Here is a 23,090-nt window from a genome sequence, read left to right on the forward strand (position 1 = left end):
GCCCGGTACACTCGCCTGCGTGGATCGCGAGACCGCCGCTGGCATTCCCCGAAGTTCGTTCTTGTGGGCGTTATCGCGTCCGGACATCGTCCAGCAGTATCGCAAGATCAATCTCTGCATGCTCTGTCGCCGCGAGGGTGTCAACGCCGCTGGGATCTGCGACAACTGCTACCACGTGCTCAACTCGCCGGAGATCGACGCGGTCCAGCGGTGGCTGTCTGGAGTCGGTCCCTAAGTGCAGCAGCTACTTTTCGTTGTCGCCCTGATCGCGATCCTCGTCATCGGTATTCGTGCGATGCGCCATTCAGTTCGCGCCGGGATCCATCGTACGCAGATCCCCGCGCAGGTGGAGTATTGGATCTATTTGCCTACCGAGCGGGCACCGCTACAGGACGACTTGATGAAGATCATGGTGGCGACCAACTCCGCCGACCCCAACAGACCCACCGCCATTACCGCGCGCGAGGGCATGATTTTCAGCGACATCCGTCTTCTCATCGAGCTAACTCTGCGTTCGCGCTCCCCGCATGTTTTTCGCCCAGACCTCCTGATGTCCCTCAGCGGCACCGATTCTGGCAACATCAATGGCCTGGCGGCGGCCCAATCGATGCTGAGGGTGCGATACGTCAGTCGCGAACAACTGGCCGACTATCGGCACCTCACCTTTATGCCGTATCTTGCGCACGCCAGCATGAAACTGGGCGATGGGATCGCCGTACTCGACGTCGGACGGCAGCGCCTCATGGATCCCGACCAGTTCACCCGCTGGCTCACAGCGACCACCAATCTCGAATCGTTCGAATCGAATGTCACCATCCAGGTCGTCGAGGATGACGAGTACCGTCGCATCGTCACCACGGGCATGGTCACCATTGGGCTTCGAGAGCTTCGCACGTTGCCGCTTCAGGCCGATGCCGAGACCGTCGCGAAGCAGGTAGTCGAGGAGCTTGCGCGACGCTGCTGGGACCAGCGGACGGAGATCGAAGACATGATGGTCGACCTCGAATTTGATTCCTTCCGGGGCTACGTTCAAGGGCGCACCGCCGACACCTGCGAGTTGCGCATCCAGCGGATCACCAAGTCATGAGATCGATTCGGGTCATTCCCTGTTTGGATATCAAGGACGGTCGCGTCGTGAAGGGCGTCAACTTCGTCGGACTCCGCGATGCAGGTGACCCTGTCGAACTTGCGCGACTCTACAACGATCAGGGCGCAGACGAGCTTGTTTTCCTCGACATCAATGCCTCAAGCGATGCCCGAACCCCGGTCATCGACCTTGCGGAGAGGGTCGCCAATGAGATCTTCATCCCGTTCACAGTCGGCGGGGGCATCCGATCGGTCGAGCAGATCAAAGAGGCCCTGCGGGCAGGTGCGGACAAGGTGAGTCTGAACACCGCCGCAGTAAACAACCCCGATTTGATTTCGGAAGCCGCGGAACGGTTCGGCACCCAGTGCGTCGTGCTAGCTCTCGATGCCCACGCGTGGGAGGGTGAGCCCGGAAAGTGGGAAGTCGTCATTCACGGTGGACGGACGCGCACGGGGCTTGACGTCGTCGAATGGGCCATGCACGCCGAACGCCTGGGAGCAGGTGAGATTCTTCTCACGAGCATGGACGGCGACGGGACCCTGGGTGGGTACGACCTCGCGGTGACCCGCGCGGTCTCCGATGCAGTACAGGTTCCGGTCATCGCGAGCGGTGGCGCAGGCATGCCAGAGCACCTGGTCGAGGCGGTCACCCAAGGGCACGCGGACGCGGTCCTGCTCGCAAGTATCGTCCACGACGGGACCTATCACCTGGCCGACCTGAAGAAATTCATGCACGACGCCGGAATTCCTACGAGAATCGCGAACAAATTCTGAATTGGCACGTCGAATGCTTTACTCCGAGAACGGAGGCTGAACTTCAGCTTCCGAGATAGGAGAATCCGTTCATTCTAATTTAGGCCGCTGGATTTCCAGCGGTCTTTTCTTTTGCCTTGACCAGCATCGTCAGCGCCCGGACCACGTTGATCCGTTGCGGAGACAGCGGCAGGTAAGGAGACCGGCAGTCCCCCATCTCCAAGTCGAAGTTTGGATATGCGCACTTGAGCACGCGCAGCGGTCCGAAGTCGCGCATCGTCATGCTCCAAGTCTTCAGGAGTGCAAGATCAAGCTTTGGAGAAATCCGCCCAAAGATCCCGGCGAGCGGCGAGCAAAGGACGCCTCCCGTCACCCACTCGTAAGTCGTTACCGTGCTCGATGTCTGGGGTCCGTCGGGCCAAACGGTCGAGAGCGCATGCGCGATGGTCACCCGTGGAAACTGCTGAATTTCTAGTACGGCCTGCTTCGACAGGCGGCCCAACTGGTCGACCACGATGAGCGGCAATGCGGCGTAGCTCGCGATCGTCTTGAAGTGTCCGACAAATTCGGCCTCAGTGAAATCGCCGTAGTAGGGCGGCATGATGAGCGCGGCCCGAGCACCGTGGCGTTGAGCGTGCTGCGCCAAGTCCAAGCTAGCACCGGAATTCAGCGTCGTACAGTTCGCCACCAGCGGAATCGCTCCCCGGGTCTCGCGGCAGACGATCTCCATCACCGCTTTGCGTTCGCTGAAGCTCGTCGAGGTGAACTCGCCCACGTCGGTATTCAGCACGAGCCCTTCGATGTGGCGCTCGGTCAACCATCGAACGATCCGCGCGATGCGCACCTCGCTCAGCGATTTCCCATCATCGGTGAAGGGCGTGATCAAGGGCGCAAAAGATCCAGTTAGGTCAAGCATAGTTGCTCCACCGTTCATTCTCGGTAGATCCAAGCAACGTTGCTAGGGTCGGGCGGCAAGAAGGGCGATCTGGTGTAGCCGGAAGGTGAGCGTCTCGCCCTCACCGGTTGGCCTCAGATAGTCGCGGAGCCAGCCCTCGCTGTAGATGATGCTGTGGAGCGTACGGGTCCGAACCGGCTCTTGCACGCTCATCCGATCGAGCCAATCGTAAGCGTTGTGGGGATTCGAATGGGTTTCCACGTGCACGATCTTGTAACCCGCCTTCTCGGTCATCGCGCGCCACTCCGTCTCCGTGTAGTTCCGCACATGGCTCGGATCGCGCAGCGTTTCGACCAACTGCAACTCTTCGTTAGCAGCCGGATCCTCAATGCCGATTGTATCGACGATCAGGAGCCAGCCTCCCGATTCGGTCACTCGCCACGCCTCAGCTAGAAACTTGGGCACGCTCTGGAAGTGGTGGGCGGCGATGCGACTTGCCACCCCTTCAAACGCGCCGTCCTCGAAGTTCAGCTCCTCGGCAAAGCCGAGGAGCGTCTCGATCTGATCGAGCCCGCGCTCGGTTGCGGTCCGGGCAGTAACTTGCAACATTTCTGGGGTTGGATCAAGCGCGACCACCTTTCTTGCGTGAGGCGCGAACGCGTAGGCCAAGTGCCCAGCCCCCGTTCCGACATCCAATACTGCCCCGCCGCGAGGCTGAGCAAGCTCAACGCACCGAGCGAGCGCGGCCTCGTTCGCGTGGGCACCGCTGGTCAGATACCGCTCGGCCGCAGGTCCAAACTGGTCGCGCGGATCGGCCATTACCGAATAACCAAGTACGTCGTGCTTGAAACTGTGCGGTCGCCGATCTGAGCCCGGAACGCAATCGGGATCACTCCGCGTGCATTCTGCGGCGCGATCAGGTCGATGGGGATCTTAGCGGTTCCGCGCGAATGGTAGATGATGAACTTCTTCTCGCGGTTCCGGGCGACGCTCCAGTCGTCGGGAACTCCGACCGTAAAGACCCCGTCCACCCGCCGAAGAGTATTCGACCGCAAGATCACGTTCCCCTTGAGGACTCGGCTATCCTTCTCGGTCACCAATCCGTTTGGCAGCGTCACCTCGAAATCGACGATATCGCTGATGCGGTAGCTGGTCTGCAGCACTGCATCCTCCAGTCCGCTCGACTTCAAGGTCGTGCGCAAGATACGGAATCCCCGCGTCGCATCCGGGGCGACGCTGGTCTCGTAGTCGATGAACGACCGGCCCTTGCGATCGAACGCCGGGAACGGCAACTCGACTCGCTTGGTGAAAGCCGCAGCGAGCCCTTCGGTTCGCATCTCTGCGCGGTTAATCTCTGTCCCACCGGTGCGCCTCATGGTCATGCGGACCTTGATCGCTTCACCGGGAACCACGGTTCGCGCTTTGTACTCGCTTGCCCACTCGATCCCACCCGGAATATTACGCCCGCGCTCGTAACGCAAGAAGACAAGCGTGCACGAGCGCGGCATAAAAGCTTCGGGGCTCGGCTGATCTCGCGCGACGTCATCTGAGCGAATCCCTAACGTTCGACCGAGGACAAATGGTTGCTCGCTTACCGCCGGAACTGCCATCTCCAGGGTCCAGCGGTCCCCTTCTTGGATTCCAGCGCTTCGAATCATCCCTTCCAGGAAAGGCTGCTCGATCCAAAGCGGCATGCTCCGGTTCATGGCGTCCATTCGCCGGGCACGCACGATCGGGGCTCCATCGCCCCAGCTCACGCGCAATTCGACGTTGTCGTCCCCGACCAACCAGCCGTCGCCATTGAGGTCCAGCGAGAAAATGATGTCTCGGCCCACCGGAACGACGGCACCCAGGAACAGCTTGTTCGGCTCCCATTGCATCGTCGTCGGGGCATTGACCGAGGTATTCAGGCCGTCCCACTCTTCCTGGTCGAACCGCCCGTCAATCTGCGGAGTCAACGCAAGTCGCTGAGTCGAGGCGACTTCGTACCGACTGAACATCGGCGATTCAGAAGGTTGAACATCGGTGGAAACGCTATTCGCGAACGCAAAAACGCCCCCCGCAAGGGTCCAAAAACTGGCCATAAGGCTAAGCATGCTGTCTTTACAGACGTGCGAAACTCGGGAAGGGATGCGGTCGCCGACCCTATTCCCACTCGATCGTGGCCGGAGGTTTGCTGGTCAGATCGTACAGGACTCGGTTGACCCCTTCGACCTCGTTCACGATCCGATTCGCAACGTGTTCGAGCACATCAAACGGAATCGCAACCGCCGTCGCGGTCATGGCATCTTCGCTCTGCACCGCGCGCAAAACGATCGGCTGCTGGTAGGTCCGTTCATCGCCCATGACTCCCACGCTGCGGACATCGAGCAGCGCGGCGTAGCTCTGCCAGATGAGCTTGTGGAGACCACGCGCACGCAGCTCGGCGCGGAAGATCGCGTCCGCCTCCTGCGTCATCTTCACGCGCTCTTCCGTGATTTCGCCAAGAATCCGTACCGCAAGTCCGGGACCCGGGAACGGTTCGCGATCCACCATGTGCTCCGGCAACCCCAGCGCACGTCCAACCTTGCGCACCTCGTCTTTGAAGAGCCACTTAACGGGCTCGATGACTTTGAGACTCATCCAATCAGGCAGCCCTCCCACGTTGTGGTGAGTCTTGATCTTGGATGCGGTAGCCGATCCGGACTCGATGATGTCGGGATACAGCGTTCCCTGGGCCAAGAAGTCGCACCCCTGCAACTCCTCGGCATGCTCTTCGAAGCAGCGAACGAATTCCGCCCCGATGATCTTTCGCTTCTGTTCCGGATCGGTTACTCCCTTGAGCGCGGTCAAGAATCGATCACGGGCATTGATCGCGATCAGCTTGGGGTGGAAGTGCTCTGTGAACTCGCGAATCACATCCTCGGCTTCGTTCTTGCGGAGAAGACCATGATCGATAAATACGCACGTAAGCTGATCTCCGATCGCTTGAGCCATCAGGGCGGCGACAACGCTGCTATCGACACCACCGCTCACCGCACAGAGAACTCTGCGGTCTCCAACCTCCTGGCGGATCGCCTCGATTGCTTCGTCGATGAAACTCTCGCTATTCCAATCGCCGCGGAGCTTAGCCTTGTCGAAGAGGAAACGACGCAGGATTTCCTGACCGCTCAGGGTGTGGGAGACTTCCGGGTGGAACTGCACACCGAACATCGGTCGATCGGTCCCTTCGAATGCAGCGACGGGGCACGACTCGGTCGAACCGGTCACTTGGAATCCTTTCGGCAAGTGCACCACCTGGTCGCCGTGGCTCATCCACACCTGCTTAGACTCGAGCCCACCGACCAACGAGTGCGGCGTCGCCTCGCTCAGGTTCCGGCGTCCGTACTCTCGATCGGTCGCGCGGCGCACTTCCCCGCCCAGCGCATTCGCCAGATACTGCAAGCCGTAGCAGATTCCCAGGACGGGTGTCTCAGTTGGCAATGATGCCAGCGGGATATCGGGGGCACCCTCTTCGAGCACGCTGCGCGGACCACCGCTAAGGATGATCGCGCTCGGTCGCTTCTCCGCTATCGCGGCGGTGGCCGTCATCCACGGGACGAGTTCAGAAAAGACGCCTAGCTCCCGGACTCGGCGCACGATGAGCTGCGAGTACTGCCCGCCGAAGTCGATGACCAAGACGCTCTGGTGATCCATGGAAGGTCAGAGTTTAGCACTCTCGGTCACTGGATCGCGGCCTCGCCGCGCTCTCCGGTGCGTACCCGAACCGCATCCAAAACCTCGCTGACGAAGATCTTGCCATCCCCGATGTCGCCGGTGTGCGCCGCCTCCTGAATTGCTTCAATGGCCGTCTCCAGATCACCTTCGGCAACTACCAGCTCCACCTTGATCTTGGGAACGAGGTTGAGCGCGTAGGTCGATCCGCGGTACTTATCCGTTTGGCCCTGCTGGCGACCGTATCCGCGCACCTGTTCCACGCTTAGGCCATGGATTCCCGCGTCTTCGAGCGCATTCATGACTTCCTCAAGCTTGTTCAGCCGCACAAATGCCTCAATCCGTTTCATCGCGAGAAAGATTACCGAAAGAGCCAGCAACTGGCCACAATTAACTCTGTGCCTGAACAACGCTTGAACCGATGGCTTGTGGCGTGCTTCGTCGCGGCAGGAACCGCTGCCGCAGCCGCAACCGCGTTGGTTTTCACGCGCCACTCGTTCGCCGCGCTCGAACTGGTTGGAATCGGTGCCGGGGCCCTGGCCCTCTACGCTGTCTATCAGGTGCGCGAGGAGCTCTTAGAACTCCAAGACGAGGCCAAGAAGGCCGAGCGACGATCCGAGTTGTACGAACGCGAAATCCGGCGGCACCGCGAAGTCGTAGACGCCCTTGCGGACGGACTCGAGGTCGGCATCTTCCTTTGCGATCCAAAGATGATCGTGGAGTACTCGAACAAGAAGGCGATAGAGCTCTTCCGGTACGACGTCCCCAAGGGCAGAAACATCCTGGCCGTCACCTTGAGCCATGAATTGGAAACCCTTGTCGGGGACGCAGTCCGCACGAGCGAGCCGACCTTCGGCGAGGTCGTCTTGCGCTATCCAGACGAGCGAGTCTGCCTGGCGAAGGCGTGGGTCGATCCTATGGCCGGGGAGCGCGTTTTTCTGACTCTACAAGAGATCACCCATTTGCGGCGGCTCGAACGGATACGCCGCGATTTTGTCGCCAACGTCTCACACGAGCTTCGCACCCCCATGACCACGATACGCGCGATGGCCGAGACGCTGACCGAAACGGACGAAGAGGATATGAAGCATCTCGGGCCGAAGTACCTTAACCGGATCATTGCCGAAGTCGACCGCCTCAACCTCATCACCGAAGACTTACTTACGCTCAGCTCCGCCGAATCAAAGTCGGTCGAGAAGCGCCCGACCGACCTCTCAGCGATCGTCCGAGAGGCAGTGAGCGACCTCGCCGATAAGGCGGCTCAGAAGCAAATCGAGTTTGTCGTGACGGTTCCCCGGGAGGTGCTCATCGAAGCGAATCCCCATCAGCTCTCGCAAGTCCTGGTGAACCTGTTCGACAACGCGATCAACTACTCCAACGAGGGATCGGTCGAAGTCTCGCTCGATGAAGCGAACGACGGTTACGTCCAGTTGCGCGTCCAGGACCATGGCATCGGCATTCCCGCCGAGCACCACCCGCGCATCTTCGAGCGGTTCTACCGCGTGGACAAGGGACGTTCGCGTGCTACCGGAGGTACCGGCCTCGGGCTGAGCATCGTCAAGCACATTGTAGAATCGCACGGCGGCTCCGTGAGCCTGGTGAGCTTCCCGGGCGAAGGAAGCACCTTCACAATCCGTCTCCCTAAGACATAGTGAAGCCTGCTGTGCGTTCTCAAAGCAGGCTTCACTTCGCTTGCGACCGTACGATCAGTCGTCGATTTCGGACTTCGATCGGTCGATTGCCGAATCGCGCCGCTTCACCTGGCTGTAACCCCGGTTCGCACCGGACGCAGTGGAGGGACCACTCGCAACCTGAGTCTGCATCGCCTGAGCCCGGAGCCGATTCATCTCCGCGGTCGCTTCAGCAATGAGCGAATGCTCTTCCCCGCGAGTTCGGGCGATGCGACGATCCCAAAGGTAGAGGATCGGCGCCGCGTTGAAGATCGACGAGTACGTTCCCGAGAGGATGCCGGTGAGCATCACCACGCAGAAGAACTTCAAGTCGATCGTGGGCGTTCCCATGATGACCAAGATCAAGAGCGTGACGATAACGGTCATCGACGTATTGATCGAGCGGGCAATGCTCTGGGTAATCGACCGGTTGCACAGGTTGCCAAAGTCTTCACCCTTCATCGGCTTGCGAAGATTCTCACGAATACGGTCGAAGATGACGATCGTATCGTGTACGGAGAACCCGATAACGGTGAGCATCGAGGTGATGAACAGCGCGCTCAATTCCCACCCGGCAAAGAATCCCATGATGGCCGCCACGCCGAGCACGACGAAGATGTCGTGAACGAGGGCCAGGATCGCCGACATGCCGAACTTCAGTCCGTTGTGGAATCCGCCCATGCTCAAGCCGAAGCGGAGCGCGAGATAAAACACGATGAGCGCCGACGAGATGATCACCGCAAGAATCGCGTTACGGATCGACTCTTGCTGTACGGCGGGGCCGACGCTGGTGATACTCGTGACCGGGAGTTTCGTGACCACACCCGCTGCTTGTGCGAGCGTGTTGTACGCGCCCGGGTCGTTCGACTTGAGCTTGTCGCTTGGCGGCACGGTGATCGCCACGTACTTCTCGCCCTTGTCGGTCGTAATCTTGGCGTTGCTACCCTTGAATCCCGCCGTCTCTAGGTTCTTGACCACCTCTGGCGTCGTTGCCCCTGCCTGGAGCTTGTACACCGCCTCAAAGCCGCCTTGGAACTCGACGTTCGGCTTGAGACCGCCCAGGAACACAAAGATGAGTCCCGGGATGATCGTCAGCAGCGAAATCATGAAGTAGCGCCGAGAGTTGTTCACGACCTGCAGCGGCTTCTCGTGCGCCGTCGCCTCCAGCTTCTCGCCGAACCATCCGCGCTCAGCGGCGAAGAGCTTCTCGCTCTTGACGATGCCCGAGCTCACGAAGAAGACGAGCAACGAGCGTGTAATCGTCACGGCGGTGAAGAGCGAAATCGCAACACCAATGACGAGCGTCGTGGCAAATCCCTTGACGGGTCCTTGACCCAGTTGCATGAGAACGAGCGAGGTCAGGATCGTACAAGCGTTGGAGTCGATGATCGCGGGCAGAGCTCGTTTGAATCCGAGCTCGACCGCGGTCATCAGCGACCGACCATCGCGCATCTCTTCCTTCACGCGTTCGAAAACGAGGATGTTTGCGTCAACCGCCATGCCGACGGACAGAATAAAACCAGCAATTGCGGCGAGCGAGAAGGTCGCGTTCAGCATCTTCATCGCCGTGATCGTGAATAGCACGTACAGACACAGCGCGATGAGGGCGACGAACCCTGGGAAGAAGTAATAGATGATCAAGAACAGCGCGGTGAACGCGAAGGCCGCGATACCGGCAGTGATCATTTGGCTCAGCGCGAACTTGCCGATCGTTGGGTCCACGACCTGGCTCGAAGTCTCCTCGAGCTCGACCGGCAGCGCACCGGCGTTCAGCAGCGATACCAGGTTATTGGCGTAGCTCGCGGTGAATTGGCCCGTAAGCACTGCGTGATCGGATAGGATGGCGTCACGCTGGACCGGAGCGATATTGAGGACTTTGCCATCCAAGACGAACGCAACGTTTTCCTGTTGGCCGCTGAATTGGCGGCTCCAAGCTTCGAGCTTACGCGCACCCTCCGATGAGAAGTTGAACATCGGTGTGACGCTGTTGTTTGGTCCGATCTCAACCATCGCCTTGGCGAGGTCGGTGCCTTCCAAAATCAGGGTCCACCCCTTGATCATGTTGAGGTACTCGGGATCGCCCGGCTTCAGGATTCGGTTCTGTGGATCGTTGCGCTTGGAGAAAGTCTGGACAGGGTCCGTGGTCGCGTCGTCTCGGCCGGCAATCACGTAGTCGCGAAACTTGATTCGCTCCGTGACAACGTTCTTCGCATGGTAGAGCTTGATGCTCGCCGTGCTGCTCATCGTCTGGCGGGCCATCTCAGCGTCCGTGAAGTTCGGGAGTTCGACGATCATCTCGTCCTCACCCTTGCGCTGCACGTTGCCTTCGACGACGCCCAGCGAAGCCGAGGCACGACCACTCATGATGGTCTGCAGATTGTCCATGATCACGGGCAGGTTCCTGCGCTGATCTTCGGTGAGTTCCTTGACCTTGTACGTCAGGCGGACGCCGCCCTTGATGTCCAGGCCAAACTTGTAGTCGTACGCAGGCTGCTTGTACAGCCAACCCGAGAGCGCAGCGAGCGCAAGAACGACGACTAGAAAAAGATATCCCTTGTTTCCTGATTGCAAAGAATTCGCCTCCCTGGCGATGCCAGACTCGCCCGATTCTACCCGAGCACCGGCTCCCAACCCGACCAGTCTCCCAAGTACAAGACCTCTTCCTCAAGCTCGGCACCGTACTCCTCGAACACACGCTTACGAGCCAGCGATGCTAGACTCCGAATGTCCGAGGCGGTCGCCCCCGCGACGTTTAGCATGAAGTTCGCATGTCGGGTGGCGAACATCGCGCCGCCGAGTCGGTGGCCCGCGAGCTTTGCTTCCTGGATCAGATAGCCTGCAGGCACCAACCCAATCTTCTTTAAGTTGGGCGGGAGCGTCTCCAAACGCTCGGCAAGCGCTGCATCGTGAACGTTCTTGAAGAAGCTCCCGGCGCTGGCTGGTGGCGGCTGCTTGCCGATCCGCTGGCGCTGGTAATCGCGGGCCTCATCGTAGATCGCCTTCGGATCGCCGGGCTCAAGCTTCATCCGGATCTGGAGCAACGTGCAACGCACGGGGTCCGGGCGTCGCAATCTCGAGTCCCGGTAACTGAACTCCATCCACGACGGATCAACCCACTGCTGCACCCCCTCGAATACGATCTCGATCCCGGTCAAAAACTCGCTGATGTTGCTTCGATACGCTCCCGCATTGCTCACCAGCGCGCCGCCGACTGTCCCTGGGATTCCCACCGCGTACTCGAGTCCCTTCAGACCAGCCTGCGCCGTCTTGAGGAACAGTTCCTGGAACCCAACTCCCGAGTCGCACTGGACGTCGCCAGCCGGAGTCAGCTCAATGTTTGAGGTCGAATTCTGAAGAACGAAACCCGGGACGCCTGCATCGCTCGGTAGCACGTTACTCCCCCAACCCAACGTCGTCACTTCGAGATCGTGCGACTGCGCCCAGATCGCCATGTCGGCCAAGTCCGCGAGGCTAAAAGCACGAGCGAACTTCGCTGCCCGGCCACCGGCGCGCAGCGTCGTGCACGAGTGGAGGGAGACGTTCTCCCGGATGTCGAGCATCACGCGGGGGGCGCCCCGAACGCACTCTTAGGCAGGGAGATGCTCGGAGCGACCAAGTACTTCGGCACCAACACCATCGGGTCGGTCCACTCAAGCTCGGACCACACTTCCCCACACCGCTCCGCCAAAGGATACGTCGGCTCTGCCACCTCGGGTCCGTACCCCACCGCTCCATCCGGAAACTCCGTGACGAACAGCGGTTGCTGGCCGGGCAGCACCGAGAACCACTCTCCGCGCTTATTCGGCAAGACGACAGCCCGTTGGGCCGACACCAACCGGTAGCTGGGAACTCCCGCCACTTGTACTCCCCGCAGAACGCCCCACGTCTTCGCCATCATCACGCCGACACGAACCCCAGTAAAACTGCCTGGCCCCGTATCCGCAATGAAGCCCTCTACACCCTCCAGCGTCGGGCAGACCGACGGCATCATTTCCATGAGGGCTGCGCCGGCGGATCGGGGTGCGTGCCGATGCGCAGCGGCCAGACACTGGCCATCGGGCGAGAACAGGGCGAGGCTTGCGACTGGAGAGGAAGTACTGATCGCAAGAATCAAGTTCGAGGCTCCAAGAGCAATCCCTGAAGCAACGACTCCCACAACTTCTGCTGCTCTTTGGTCAGTGCGGCAGTCGCGACCCGGCTCCGGACCGCCCAGTAGGTGTCGCCTCGCTCCCCGGTCGCAAGTAACTCAACGACTGCACCGCTTTCCAGGGAGCCTAGGCGAGTCACCACGTTTACGAGCGCGCCCGCAGAAGACGTGAACGGCTTGCGGTCCTCGCGCCGGTCGATGGTTTTGAACTCGCCGATCGTGCTACCGCTCATCTTCGTCAGCTTGTCCGCGGGCTTGGCAGAATCGAGGACTGAAAGCGGCTCTAGTGTGATCGTCGAGGGCCACTGAGGATGGCGCAGTGCAAACCCATCGCCCTCAACTTCGAGGGTCCATGCCTGCGGAACGAACAGCCAGAGTTGCGCACCGCCGGCTGAGGTCTCGACCGCCTGCGTATCCCTCGGACGCTTCGCGGGCAGTTTGTTGGGATCGTTCGAGAAAACGACCGTCTTGCGCGGCCGATCCGGCGACTGCTCAAGCGGGACTGAGATCGGCTTGTTCGCCTTAGGATTCTTCACCGGCTCGGCAGCGGGCGTACGGCCAGGGATCTCCGGGAGCAACGCCTCGCCGTCGATCGTCGCCAAAGAAAGCATCACCGTTCGCCACTGGGCGTCTACATCGGGAAACACCGCCGGGTTCGTGGCCAAACGGAAGAAAAGCTTGTGGTTGGTGCGACTGTAGAGTAGGCCGGTAAGCGAAACTCGCTCTGCTCCGGCGCGATCCCGGGTTCGGGTCTGGGTCAACAGCAGGGGAACTCCCATCAGGTCCTCTTGCCACTGGCGATCGAGGGTACGGCCCGAGCCCTGCACCGCCTCACGTTGGTAGGTCTGCCACTGGTCGGTGGATTCAAAAAATGTCATGTCTAGAAGCTCGATGGTGGCCGCGCGTCGATCCTTGCCTACCGGCACCGTGATGAGCGTCTTCTTCTTCTGGGTCTTCACGTCCCAAAGGGCCGGGTGGTTGAACTTGAGCCCGAGATTCGGGTCAATGAAGACCTTCATCTTGGGTGGTGTCGTCAAGACACAAAAGAGGACAGAGGCAGTCAACATCGACATAGGACCTTAGTTACGGACGGGCTTGACACGGCACGAGCATCACAAAGCGTGCGCCTTTTCCTTGGACCCCAGATTCGATGACCTGGCCGCCGTGTGCCTCCAGGATACCTTTCACGATGCTTAGTCCCAGGCCCATCCCCTTCACGCGTGAGCTGTAAAACGGCGTGAAGATCAAATTCTTGCGCTCGAATTCGATGCCTGGCCCCTGGTCTTCAATGACGACTTCAACGTACTTACGGCTACGATCGAGACGCGCCTGGGCGACGACCTCCGCATTGGCCCAGTCAGTCGTCACCGTCAACTCCCCTTCCTCGACGAAGTTCAGAGAATTCTCGACGATCTCGCTGACCGCACGCCGGAACTTTGCGGCGTCGAGCACCACCTGAGGCAAGTCCGCCGTCAGCCGGAACACGAGCCGAACCGGCGTTCGGCGAGGAAACACTTCTTCGACCGCTTCCCTAACAATCGCATTGAAGTCGGCTGGTGCCTTGCTCAGTTGTGTCGCCGAAACGAAATCTCGGAATTCCTGAAGAATCTCTTCGAGCCGCGAGATCTGCACGCGAAGGCTCCCGTGGACATCTTGCAGCGCTTTGCGGTCCAGCTCGGGTTCACCCAAGAGATGGCCGATCTCATTGGCATCACCCTGGATCGCAAATACGCGATTGCCGATCATGTGGCTACTCTTTGCGGAGAGCTCGCCCCAGGCGGCCATGCGCTCGATGCTGATGATTCGCCGCATTGCCCGGATTCCTTCCAGTCCATACGCGACCTCTTCGGCGATCGCGCCCAGAATCCGCTGATCGTCTTCGGTGAACCGGTTGTCGTGATAAGGGTTCTCGCTCGCGCGGCGGATGACCCGGACAACCCCAATGCAGTCGCCGCGCGAGATAACTGGAACGGCGAGATAGCTCGCGATCTGCTCGCCGGGGATTTCCAGGAGTCTGCCGCGCCAGCGCGGATCCGTCTGCGGCTGATTCAGCCGGAGCGGTGTCGCCTCGCGAGCAACCCAACCCGTCAAGCCGTCCCCTGGTTCGTATCCGACCAGTCCCACTCGATCCGCTAAGATGCCGGTCGCCGCCCGCAGGACAAAACTGCCGTCCGCCGCCGAGCGCAAGAAGATTGCGCAGGAAGTGAAACGCAGCTTGTCATCCGCAATTCGGAGGAGCTGCTCCAGGAGCTCGTCTTCGGTCGTCGCCTGCTCGACTGCCGTGCTGATCTCGATCAAGGCGTCCGTCTGATCCCGGAGCGCTGCACGCGCAATGACGTGTCCCGCCAGCGCAGCGACCCCTTCGGCGATGTCGACCTCCTCTTCGCCGTACCAATCAGGCTGGTCGCTTTCGACATTCAAAACCGCGCGAATGCGGCCAAATCGATCTTGAATGGGAATCGCGACCTCACTTTTGCTGCTGCTGAAGAGGTCCTGATACAGCGGCTCCTCATCGACGTTGGCGGCGACGTAGCTCGCCCCTTTCGCCGCGACATAGCCCACGATGCCGCCCCCCTGCTTCGCTCCCAGCTTGATGAGCTTGCCCAGAATCTCATCGCTGATGTCCTTCCCCGCGCCGTGAGTTAGGATCATCGCGCCGAGCTCATCGTTCATGCGCGCGAGTAGAACGTTGCGCGAACGAGTGAGCGCAACCGCCCCCGCGCACAGCAACTGCAGCGCCTCGTGCGTGCTCGGTTCTCGGTTCACCTGCAAAGACAGTTCGGTCAGACTTCGGAGCGACCCCATGAACCTGGATGCTACCTTTTGGCTTCACCGAGTAACCTTAGGCCGATGAACGGCACCCTCATGGAATCGGAAATTTACCAGCAACCAGAGCAACTGGCGCACAATGCTGCCGCGTACTTCGATAGCGTCCGCGAGGGGCTCAAGGGTCATGACTACCAGATGGTGCTGCTCGCCGCGCGCGGTTCGAGCGACAATGCCGCCCTGTACGCGCGGTATCTCATCGAAATCCATCTCCGCATCCCGGTTTCGCTCGCCGCTCCGTCGGTCATTACCAAGTTCGGCTCGGACATGCGCTTCCCCAAGTGTCTGGCTGTGGGCATCTCGCAATCGGGTGCGGCTCCGGACGTCGCGGAAGTCCTGAACTTCATGCGTGCGAGCGGACATGGCACACTCGCCATCACCAACACGCCCGGCTCGCGATTGACCGAAGAGGCCGAACACACGATCCTGCTCAACGTAGACGCCGAGAAGAGCGTGGCCGCCACCAAGACTTACACGGCATCGCTGCTCGCGCTTTACCAAGCGGTCCGTGCACTGGGTGCGAATCTGCCCGACCCGGCCGGTCATCTGCCCGACGCCTCCTGGCTGCAACGGACCCGCGACGAGGCCGAGGAGGCGTTCGGCATCCTCAATCGACAGACTGTCCGATTCTCGCTCGGACGGGGATTCAGCTTCGCGACCTGCTGCGAGAGCGCGCTGAAGCTCATGGAATGCGCCCTGCTTCCCTGCAAGGCATACTCCACCGCGGATTTTCAGCACGGCCCCAAGGCGCTCGCTGGACCGGAGAGCACCGCCATTGTCTACGGCGAAGCCCCCAGCGGACTGACTGACTTCGGATGCGTGCCCATCTACGCACCACAGAGCGACCGTGCCGAGCTCGCGCCCCTGTCGGATGTACTCTTTGGACAGTGGCTCGCGCTCTTCACCGCACGCTCACGCAACCTTGATCCGGATACGCCGCGCAACCTCAGCAAAGTGACGCTGACGTTGTAAGGTTAGTCCTTGCGGAGGTTTACGAACCGGGCATAGCTGGGCTGGAACCCAAGCACGACTTTGCCGGTCGGGCCGTTGCGGTGCTTGGCGATGATGACTTCAGATTCTTCGACACGGTCGGCATCAAAATTCTCCTCCGCGCCCTCTTCCTTGGCCTTGTAGTAAGAGTCGCGGTAGATAAACATGACGAGGTCGGCTTCTGCTTCGATCGATCCCGACTCGCGGATGTCGCTGAGCATCGGTCGCTTGTCCTCGCGAGCTTCAACACCGCGGCTAAGCTGACTGAGCGCGACCACCGGAACCTCAAGCTCCTTCGCAAGCGCTTTGAGCCCGCGCGCGATCTCACTCACCTCTTGCACGCGGTTCTCCGCCCGACGGCTGGAACGCATGAGCTGCAAATAGTCCACCACGACCATCGCCAAACCGCCATCCTGCTTCAACCGGCGACACTTCCCACGCATCTCCATCGGCGAGATTTCGCTGGAGTCGTCGATGAAGATCGGCAACGTATACAGCGACTCACACGCGTCGGCAAGCTTCTGGTAGGTCTCGTCGGGTAGCCGATCCCGCTTCAAGACTCCCATACTGACGCGGCTGATCATCGAGAGCATTCGGCGCACCAACTGTTGAGCACCCATTTCGATCGAGAAGATCGCCACGTTCCCCTTGTTCTCGCGGGCAACATTGAGCGCAAAGTTGAGCGCAAGCGACGTCTTTCCCATCGAGGGGCGCGCGGCCAGCACGGTAAAGTCTCCCCCGTAAAAGCCGCCGGTCATCTTGTCCAGGTCGAAGAACCCGCTCGGGTGACCCAGCACTGCCTGGCCGGTCTCAAAGAACTCATCGATCTGGATGAAGAAGTCCTTCGCGACCGATCGGATCGGCTGGAGCTCCTTGCCGAGGCGTTGACGTCCGACTTGGAAAATGAGCCCCTCGGCTTGGTCTACCTTCTCGTTCGCCGTCGCCTCGCCGTCATGAGTGAGCTGAACGATTTGGTGGCCCGCATCCTCCAATCTTCGCAGCGTCGCTTTGTCCAGGACGATTCCCGCGTAATGCTCGGCGTTGCTCGCGCTCGGGACGCTCTCGGCGATCTGAATAAGATAGTCCGTTCCACCTACATTGGGAAGCAGGCCACGTTCTTGGAGCTCGTTCTTGACCGTGACGAGGTCAACCGCCCGAGAGTGTGAGGCGAGTTGATAGATGGACTTGAAGATCTCGCGATGCGCGGGCGAGTAGAAATCACCGTCCTTGAGCATGCCAATGACGTCGTCGCACGCCTTCTCATTGAGGAGCATGGCACCCAGCGCGCACATCTCCGCCTCAAGGCTGTGGGGCGGGACATAGTCGTCAAAGCGGGTCACTGCGGCCATTGGAAGACACTATTATGGAGCCCCCTCAAGCCTCCGTTTGGGTTATCCCCAGGTTACACAGAAAATTCGTGTGGACTACTCGCCAGGGACCGCTTGTTTGAACGTGAGGGTGAGATTCGCGGGGCACTTGGCGGTAGACCAAATCGATCCCCGCAACTGCCCGAACGATGGAATCCCCAAGCGTCCCTTCCCTTGCGACCGAAACTCGAAACTCGCGGGCTTTCCAGGTTGACGCGGCCGGAGTTTCAGCGTCACGCGGTTCGTTTTTCGATCGAACCTCGCCGAATGAACGGTGACGTTCTCCAGCCGGGTTAGGTACCCCGGAGCGCGGCGGTTGGCAATCTCTGCGATGACGTTCGCGCCGACCCAAGCGTGCACGGGGTTTTTCATGGTGCCGCGCACCATCTCGGTCAACTTTGCGGTCGATTCACCCAGTCGCAACCTCGCATAGATATGGGGGAAGTTCACATATCCGGAGTTGCCATTGTAGGTGCACTGAAACGGGTACTTGTGGTTGCCGTCCTTCCAGTTCGGATAGGCCCGCTCGTAGTCGCTCAGGAACTGCTCCAGTCCGCGACGCCCATCGCTCAAGTACAGATCGAACATCTCGGGTTGTGCACCACTGCCGCTCAGGAGTGTCGTCGGTCCCCAAGGGTCGGTCGTCCCTTCGGGCACCCGGGTCACCCCCTCACGCTCGTGGAAACCCAGTGCAACACTCGTCGGTCCGATCAATCCCCAATCGCGCGCGTACTTCGTGAATCCAAACCGAGCAATCGAGGCAATGCCGACATGGCATAATTGATTCAAGGCCTGGTTCTCGACCTTGGTGTCGCCGACCAATCTCGCAAGTTTCAGCCTCGCCGCGAGGCCCACGTAGTACGCGCACATGGGGTCGCCGGTGCCGGTCGAGTATCCGTGATCCGCGTTACAGGTGGTCATCCACGCCCAATCGGTCGCTGCATCCATGAACTCAAACACACGGTTCAGATCCGACCAAACACCTTTCACGTCAATCGGCTCGGCGAGCGACCGCTGGTAGGTTCCGTACACCGGCAGCGCATTGCCCCACTCGATGTCGTACTTGTAGGGCCCTTCTCCATCGATCTTGTAAGTCCAAGGGTAGGTAAGCCCCGTAGATGGCTCAGTCTCAAGCATCCACGGGCGCACGGCCTGGTCGGTACGGTAAGGCGGCATGGTAAAGACCTCGTTCCACCGAAGTGCAGCGAGCGCCTTGGTGCGCAGATCTCCCGGTAACAAATCACCCGCCATCACCGCCGGGGCGGCACGCGAGTAGCACAGATCCACCGCGTTTGTGGCCCACTTCATGTCGAGCGAACCAAAAATCTTGCGCATCCAGCCGGTTTCTTCGGCGGTAGGCTCAGGAGCGATCAGGACGCGATCGTCGATGGGCGGTATGGGCAGATCGTAGAGCAGCTCCGAGCCCCGCACGTACCAGAGTGGACCTGCGAGCGTGGGTCGGCCTGTCCTGTTGACAGCGCCTAGAATCGTTGCCCGCGAGCCCGACTCGATGGCCTGCGCCAGCACCGGCGGAACGGCGATACGAGGGCCTTTGCCGATGATCTTGAATCGCTGAAACCCGGGTCGAGCCCCACTGACCATAACGGGTGCCGAGACCGGCGAGCTCCAGTCAAGGGGAAGCGCGGCCGCCGCATCCGGCTTCTGCTGCCGCAGATCGAGTCCATAGGGGAACCCGATCTGAATCGTTGGCTCATGTCGTCCACTCAGGGTCACACGATCGCCATCGAATTCGATCCGGGTCCCATCCAGCGGATGGATCCGGAGCGGAAGTTCCATCCCCGAGTCATGGAGCAACCAAACGTCTCCGCCCACCTTCTGCGCCCGGTAACCCGCGGGGAAGATGCGCAGATCTGACCGGCCCTCGAACGAAACGCGCAGGTACGGCTCGGTCAAGTTCAGTTGAATCTCTCGAACTTGGCCCACTATCGGTGAGAACGAGAGGTGCTTGCGCGAGCGATCTATGGCCGTAACCTTTGGCTCGCCAGCTTGCCAAGCGACTTTCGTATGCCCAATTGCAATGGGGGCGGTGAACCCGGTCGGGTTCGTCAATAGGGTCAGCAGCCCGTCTTCGTGGATCCGGCCAAACCGGCCAAACTCAGCCGGTTGGGCCGCGAGCGATATTAAGAGGGCCACCGCAAACATGGTGGCCTCAGTTTAACTCGCTAGGCGCTCAGGTCGAGCGGGCGGTGCTTGCGCTTTCGCAAGACCCCGAACAACCGCGTCAAAATCGAGACTCGCTCTTCCGGCTCTCGGGCAATGATATCGATGATGGCCGGGCACTGGAGCACGATCTCGTGCAATGCGGTCATGATCGTGTCCGCGTCGGTATCGAACTCTCCGCGCCATCCACAGACGAGGCATGAGCCGTTCCGTTTCGCATTGAGTGAGCCGCAAAGCGGACAGCACTTCAGGGCATGCAATGGCAAGCCAGGACTGACGGTGCGAATTGGAAGATTCGGATGGCGTTTTGCTTGCATGCTACAGGTATAGAAGTCGGTAGATTGGGTTTAGTTCCCCATGGCGACGCACGACGTTTTTCCGCACGGTCCGCTCCCTCCGCTCAACCCCGACCGCACCTGGACATTCGATCATGGTGACTGCCTGTATCGAAATGCCGACGGACACCGCGTAGTCGGCGACTGCGAGGCCACTCACTACTTAGAATTCCGGTCTGCGAGTGAGCTCTGGCTGCGTGACGAGGCGAGTGGTGCCCGGACCGCGGTCGCAGTCGGGGAGGGTCGCGCGGAGGTCTCCCGCATTCCGCACTGTCGATGGGATGAATCGCAACTTGTCCCGCTGCGCGCGCTGGCTGCTGACGACTTGGGGTCTGCCAAAGCGGCCGGTCTGAGCGAATGCCGAATGTTGTCCTCAGGCGGCAAGACCCATGCACACCGACAGCACCTAGGCCGCTTGGAGTGGGTACTGGAAGTACCAGAACGCTGCAACGGGTTACGGCTGGCTCGACTTTACGATCGCTTCCACGGACGGCAACGGGCCCGCGTGCTTATCGATGGCGAGGAAATCGCTTGGTGGTACGAGCCCGAAGAAGACCGGATCGACCGGTGGGCGGTCAGCGTTCTCGACGTCCGATGCTGGCTCAGCGGGCCGGTCAATCTCACGCTGGATCCACCCGCGGGAGCCACGCTTTGGGACTTCGCCGCGCTCGCGGTCTGGGCTGCTTGTGAGCTAGACTCTGAGCGATGATCCTGCAAGAAGTGCTCCATGCCCACATCCCGGTGCTGACTCAGCAGAGCACGTTGCGCGACGCCATCGACAAGATGGACATCTACCAGTTTCCTGCGCTGGTGATTGTCGACCAAGGTCCCTCGCCAGTGGCCGTCATCACCGAAGGCGACATTGCCCGGGCCGTTCAGGGTGTGGGCAACCTCACAAGCCTCGCGGCCCTGCCCGCCATCGGCTACGGAACTGCGAACCCGACCACTGCGCCGATCGGAATGGAGATCTCCGACGCGCTTCACCTCATGCTCATGAGCGGCCTCACCATCCTGCCGGTCGTCGATGGCGATATCTTCCGAGGTGTGGTGCTGCGGGTGGACCTGATGCAGGCCGTGCTGCTGGATGGCAATATCCCCGAGCCCAAGAGCTAAGCGCAGCGATCTTCGTCGTCCGCCTCACGTAGAAACACCTATGAACACCGTCGTTGCGCTCACCGTTGGACAAAAGTTTCCCGAATTTTCGCTGCTAGACCAAGACGGAAACACCGTAGGCCCAGCCGATCTCGCCGGCGCACCTGCAATCATCTACTTCTATCCCAAGGACGACACCTCGGGCTGCACTGCCGAGGCTTGCGACTTCCGTGATTCGCTCCCTCGATTCCAAGGCGCGCGAGTCATCGGGGTATCCCCGGACTCCGTCCGCTCACACAAGAAGTTCGCCGAGAAGTACGCGCTCCCCTTCACGCTCCTGGCCGATCCGGAGCACGCCCTGCTGCAAGCCGCTGGCGTTTGGGTCGAAAAGTCGATGTACGGACGCAAGTACATGGGTGTCGAGCGCACGACCGTGTTGGTGGATGCCAATGGCACAGTGGTGAGAGTCTGGAGCAAGGTGAAAGTGCCCGGCCACGCGACCGAGGTTCAGGAAGCTGTCGCTTCGTTGGGCTGACCCAGTGTCATAATGCTCGTACCGTGAGCGACCTAAAGACACAGATCACTGAGTTGGCGCACCTGATGGAGGAGTTCGGCCTCGATCAGGCTAAGCTGAAGGGCGAGGACTGGAAGATCGAGTTCTCGCGGCTGGGTCCCGCCGCGGTTGCACCGGTGTCCGCCGCGACGCCAACCCAGGACGCTCCCCGCGCCGCGCGCCAAGCGGAGCGTCCGAAGCCAGCTCCCAAGGCTGCCCCGGCAGGAACACCCATCACGAGCCCGATGATGGGGATTTATTACTCCTCGCCCAGTCCAGGAACGCCACCCTTCGTGAAGCTGGGAGACACAGTCACCGCCGGGCAGGTCATCGGTCTGATCGAAGCCATGAAGGTCTTCAACGAGATCACCGCCACCGCCAGCGGCACAGTGCTGGCGACGCCTGCCGAGAATGGTCAGCTCGTGCAGCCCGGCGACACGCTCATCACCGTCGGCTAATGGCGACGCGACTCGGCCTCCTCGGATTCGGAACCGTCGGTGCCGGTGTATGGGACATGATCCTGCGTCAAGGCTACGCAGATTCGCTCACAATCGGCTCGATCGGAGTCCGCGATACGAGCAAGCCCCGCACTGCACCCGCTGAGCTATTCACCACGGACCTTGCGCGGGTCGTTGAAGATTGCGATGTGGTCGTCGAGGTGATGGGCGGTTTAGACCCAGCCTTTGACCTCCTCGCTCAGGCCTCCCGTGCGGGCAAGCCCATCGTCACCGCAAACAAGGAGCTTATGGCCAAACGCGGTCATGAGCTTTTTGCCATGGGAGCGGCACCCATCCGTTTTGAAGCGGCGGTGGGAGGGGCGATCCCCGTCGTCGGCACCGTTGCGCGGAGCATCGAGCCGCACCAGATCCAACGGATCGTCGGCGTTCTGAACGGCACTTCGAACTACATCTTGAACCAGATGCGCGAGTTGGGAATCTCATTCGGCGAAGCTCTCGCGGAGGCCCAAGCTCTGGGCTACGCCGAAGCGGACCCGACCCACGACGTAGACGGCTACGACTCGCTGTTCAAGATTGCCATTCTCAGCGCTTTGGTGACCGGCAAGCGACCCAACCTCGATGCGGCTACTCGTCAAGGAATCCGTGAAGTCTCATCGCAGAACATCGCCGACGCTGAGGCCGTCGGTGGTCGGTGGCGACTCGTCGCTTCCGCCCGCTTTGCCGGGACGGCTGTTTCGCTGGAAGTGCGCCCGAAACTGGTCGGGCCTGCCCACCCGCTCTTCGAACTGCCCGGAGGGACAAACTCCGTCATGATCAGAGGAACCCACAGCGGCGACGTGAGTCTTCGCGGCCCAGGTGCAGGCGCGGGTCCCACCGCCAGCGCGGTCCTTGGCGACATCCTGGAAATCGTGCGGGATCCGCATCAACTTCGTCGGGAATGGTCCGTGAACCATGCGCCTGCGGTCCCAGAGGGTCCCGGCCCCTCGGACGAGCTCGGTGCACACTTTGCATCGGATGTGCTTTGGGAGGATTAACCCTTGGTTG

The 23,090-nt window shown here is 60.6% G+C and carries 23 protein-coding genes; 10 read left to right on the forward strand and 13 right to left on the reverse strand.

From position 1 onward, the window contains the following. Positions 1 to 19 precede the first annotated feature (19 nt). The 3 genes from JNM85_05385 to hisF are packed head-to-tail and all read left to right on the forward strand — an operon-like array spanning position 20 to position 1,860. Positions 20 to 235 (forward strand): hypothetical protein, encoded by a 216-nt coding sequence (locus JNM85_05385; GenBank protein ID MBL8087490.1) that lies wholly within the window; start codon positions 20 to 22, stop codon positions 233 to 235. Continuing rightward, entirely contained in the window at positions 236 to 1,087 is an 852-nt protein-coding gene (locus JNM85_05390) for a hypothetical protein (protein MBL8087491.1), read from the forward strand. After that, entirely contained in the window at positions 1,084 to 1,860 is a 777-nt protein-coding gene (gene hisF / locus JNM85_05395; protein MBL8087492.1) for an imidazole glycerol phosphate synthase subunit HisF, read from the forward strand. Before JNM85_05390 ends, hisF begins: the two co-directional genes overlap by 4 nt. A 79-nt stretch (positions 1,861 to 1,939) precedes the next feature. Here hisF and JNM85_05400 read toward each other — a convergent pair whose 3' ends face one another. From JNM85_05400 to JNM85_05420, 5 genes are all read right to left on the reverse strand, one after another. Then, complete coding sequence (locus tag JNM85_05400; GenBank protein ID MBL8087493.1) at positions 1,940 to 2,755, reverse strand: dihydrodipicolinate synthase family protein; 816 nt, start codon at positions 2,753 to 2,755, stop codon at positions 1,940 to 1,942. Between the two features lie 42 nt (positions 2,756 to 2,797). After that, complete coding sequence (locus JNM85_05405) at positions 2,798 to 3,553, reverse strand: class I SAM-dependent methyltransferase (protein MBL8087494.1); 756 nt, start codon at positions 3,551 to 3,553, stop codon at positions 2,798 to 2,800. Then, the gene (locus tag JNM85_05410; GenBank protein MBL8087495.1) at positions 3,553 to 4,818 is read right to left on the reverse strand and encodes a hypothetical protein; all 1,266 of its coding nucleotides are present in this window, start codon (positions 4,816 to 4,818) and stop codon (positions 3,553 to 3,555) included. The genes JNM85_05405 and JNM85_05410 overlap by 1 nt, the downstream gene beginning before the upstream one ends. Before the next feature lie 61 nt (positions 4,819 to 4,879). Beyond that, positions 4,880 to 6,409 carry a glutamine-hydrolyzing GMP synthase gene (gene guaA / locus JNM85_05415; protein ID MBL8087496.1) on the reverse strand — a complete coding sequence of 510 codons (1,530 nt, stop codon included), beginning with the start codon at positions 6,407 to 6,409 and terminating at the stop codon, positions 4,880 to 4,882. Positions 6,410 to 6,435: 26 nt separating this feature from the next. Further along, positions 6,436 to 6,777, reverse strand: a complete 342-nt coding sequence (locus JNM85_05420) for a P-II family nitrogen regulator (protein MBL8087497.1) — start codon at positions 6,775 to 6,777, stop codon at positions 6,436 to 6,438. 63 nt (positions 6,778 to 6,840) lie between these two features. Here JNM85_05420 and JNM85_05425 point away from each other — a divergent pair, with 63 nt between their 5' ends. After that, complete coding sequence (locus JNM85_05425; protein ID MBL8087498.1) at positions 6,841 to 8,079, forward strand: hypothetical protein; 1,239 nt, start codon at positions 6,841 to 6,843, stop codon at positions 8,077 to 8,079. 54 nt (positions 8,080 to 8,133) lie between these two features. On the opposite strand, the gene secD is transcribed toward JNM85_05425, so the two are convergent. From secD to JNM85_05450, 5 genes are read right to left on the reverse strand one after another with little or no spacing between them, the layout of a single operon-like run. Then, on the reverse strand, positions 8,134 to 10,668 hold the full coding sequence (gene secD / locus JNM85_05430; protein ID MBL8087499.1) for a protein translocase subunit SecD: 2,535 nt from the start codon (positions 10,666 to 10,668) through the stop codon (positions 8,134 to 8,136). Positions 10,669 to 10,706: 38 nt separating this feature from the next. Continuing rightward, entirely contained in the window at positions 10,707 to 11,657 is a 951-nt protein-coding gene (gene murB / locus JNM85_05435; protein MBL8087500.1) for a UDP-N-acetylmuramate dehydrogenase, read from the reverse strand. Further along, the gene (gene tsaB / locus JNM85_05440; GenBank protein MBL8087501.1) at positions 11,657 to 12,211 is read right to left on the reverse strand and encodes a tRNA (adenosine(37)-N6)-threonylcarbamoyltransferase complex dimerization subunit type 1 TsaB; all 555 of its coding nucleotides are present in this window, start codon (positions 12,209 to 12,211) and stop codon (positions 11,657 to 11,659) included. The genes murB and tsaB overlap by 1 nt, the downstream gene beginning before the upstream one ends. After that, positions 12,208 to 13,311, reverse strand: a complete 1,104-nt coding sequence (locus tag JNM85_05445) for a hypothetical protein (protein ID MBL8087502.1) — start codon at positions 13,309 to 13,311, stop codon at positions 12,208 to 12,210. The genes tsaB and JNM85_05445 overlap by 4 nt, the downstream gene beginning before the upstream one ends. 16 nt (positions 13,312 to 13,327) lie before the next feature. Then, on the reverse strand, positions 13,328 to 15,049 hold the full coding sequence (locus tag JNM85_05450; protein ID MBL8087503.1) for a GAF domain-containing protein: 1,722 nt from the start codon (positions 15,047 to 15,049) through the stop codon (positions 13,328 to 13,330). Positions 15,050 to 15,094: 45 nt separating this feature from the next. Here JNM85_05450 and JNM85_05455 point away from each other — a divergent pair, with 45 nt between their 5' ends. Beyond that, a complete protein-coding gene (locus tag JNM85_05455; protein ID MBL8087504.1) occupies positions 15,095 to 16,042 on the forward strand; it encodes an SIS domain-containing protein in 948 nt (315 codons plus the stop codon). A gap of 2 nt (positions 16,043 to 16,044) precedes the next feature. Here JNM85_05455 and dnaB read toward each other — a convergent pair whose 3' ends face one another. From dnaB to JNM85_05470, 3 genes are all read right to left on the reverse strand, one after another. Next, on the reverse strand, positions 16,045 to 17,409 hold the full coding sequence (gene dnaB / locus JNM85_05460) for a replicative DNA helicase (GenBank protein MBL8087505.1): 1,365 nt from the start codon (positions 17,407 to 17,409) through the stop codon (positions 16,045 to 16,047). 75 nt (positions 17,410 to 17,484) lie between these two features. Continuing rightward, positions 17,485 to 19,590, reverse strand: coding sequence for a hypothetical protein (locus JNM85_05465; GenBank protein MBL8087506.1), 2,106 nt, complete (start codon positions 19,588 to 19,590; stop codon positions 17,485 to 17,487). A gap of 20 nt (positions 19,591 to 19,610) precedes the next feature. Then, a complete protein-coding gene (locus JNM85_05470) occupies positions 19,611 to 19,925 on the reverse strand; it encodes a hypothetical protein (protein ID MBL8087507.1) in 315 nt (104 codons plus the stop codon). Positions 19,926 to 19,965: 40 nt separating this feature from the next. Between JNM85_05470 and JNM85_05475 the strand changes: the two genes are divergently transcribed. From JNM85_05475 to JNM85_05495, 5 genes are read left to right on the forward strand one after another with little or no spacing between them, the layout of a single operon-like run. Beyond that, entirely contained in the window at positions 19,966 to 20,652 is a 687-nt protein-coding gene (locus tag JNM85_05475; protein ID MBL8087508.1) for a hypothetical protein, read from the forward strand. Continuing rightward, a complete protein-coding gene (locus tag JNM85_05480) occupies positions 20,649 to 21,056 on the forward strand; it encodes a CBS domain-containing protein (GenBank protein MBL8087509.1) in 408 nt (135 codons plus the stop codon). The genes JNM85_05475 and JNM85_05480 overlap by 4 nt, the downstream gene beginning before the upstream one ends. Before the next feature lie 40 nt (positions 21,057 to 21,096). Further along, positions 21,097 to 21,570, forward strand: a complete 474-nt coding sequence (locus tag JNM85_05485) for a peroxiredoxin (GenBank protein ID MBL8087510.1) — start codon at positions 21,097 to 21,099, stop codon at positions 21,568 to 21,570. Positions 21,571 to 21,593: 23 nt separating this feature from the next. Next, complete coding sequence (locus JNM85_05490) at positions 21,594 to 22,046, forward strand: hypothetical protein (protein ID MBL8087511.1); 453 nt, start codon at positions 21,594 to 21,596, stop codon at positions 22,044 to 22,046. Then, positions 22,046 to 23,080, forward strand: coding sequence for a homoserine dehydrogenase (locus tag JNM85_05495; GenBank protein MBL8087512.1), 1,035 nt, complete (start codon positions 22,046 to 22,048; stop codon positions 23,078 to 23,080). Before JNM85_05490 ends, JNM85_05495 begins: the two co-directional genes overlap by 1 nt. Positions 23,081 to 23,090 lie beyond the last annotated feature (10 nt).

This window comes from Chthonomonas sp., assembly GCA_016788115.1.
In the GTDB taxonomy this organism is placed as follows: domain Bacteria; phylum Armatimonadota; class Fimbriimonadia; order Fimbriimonadales; family Fimbriimonadaceae; genus UBA2391.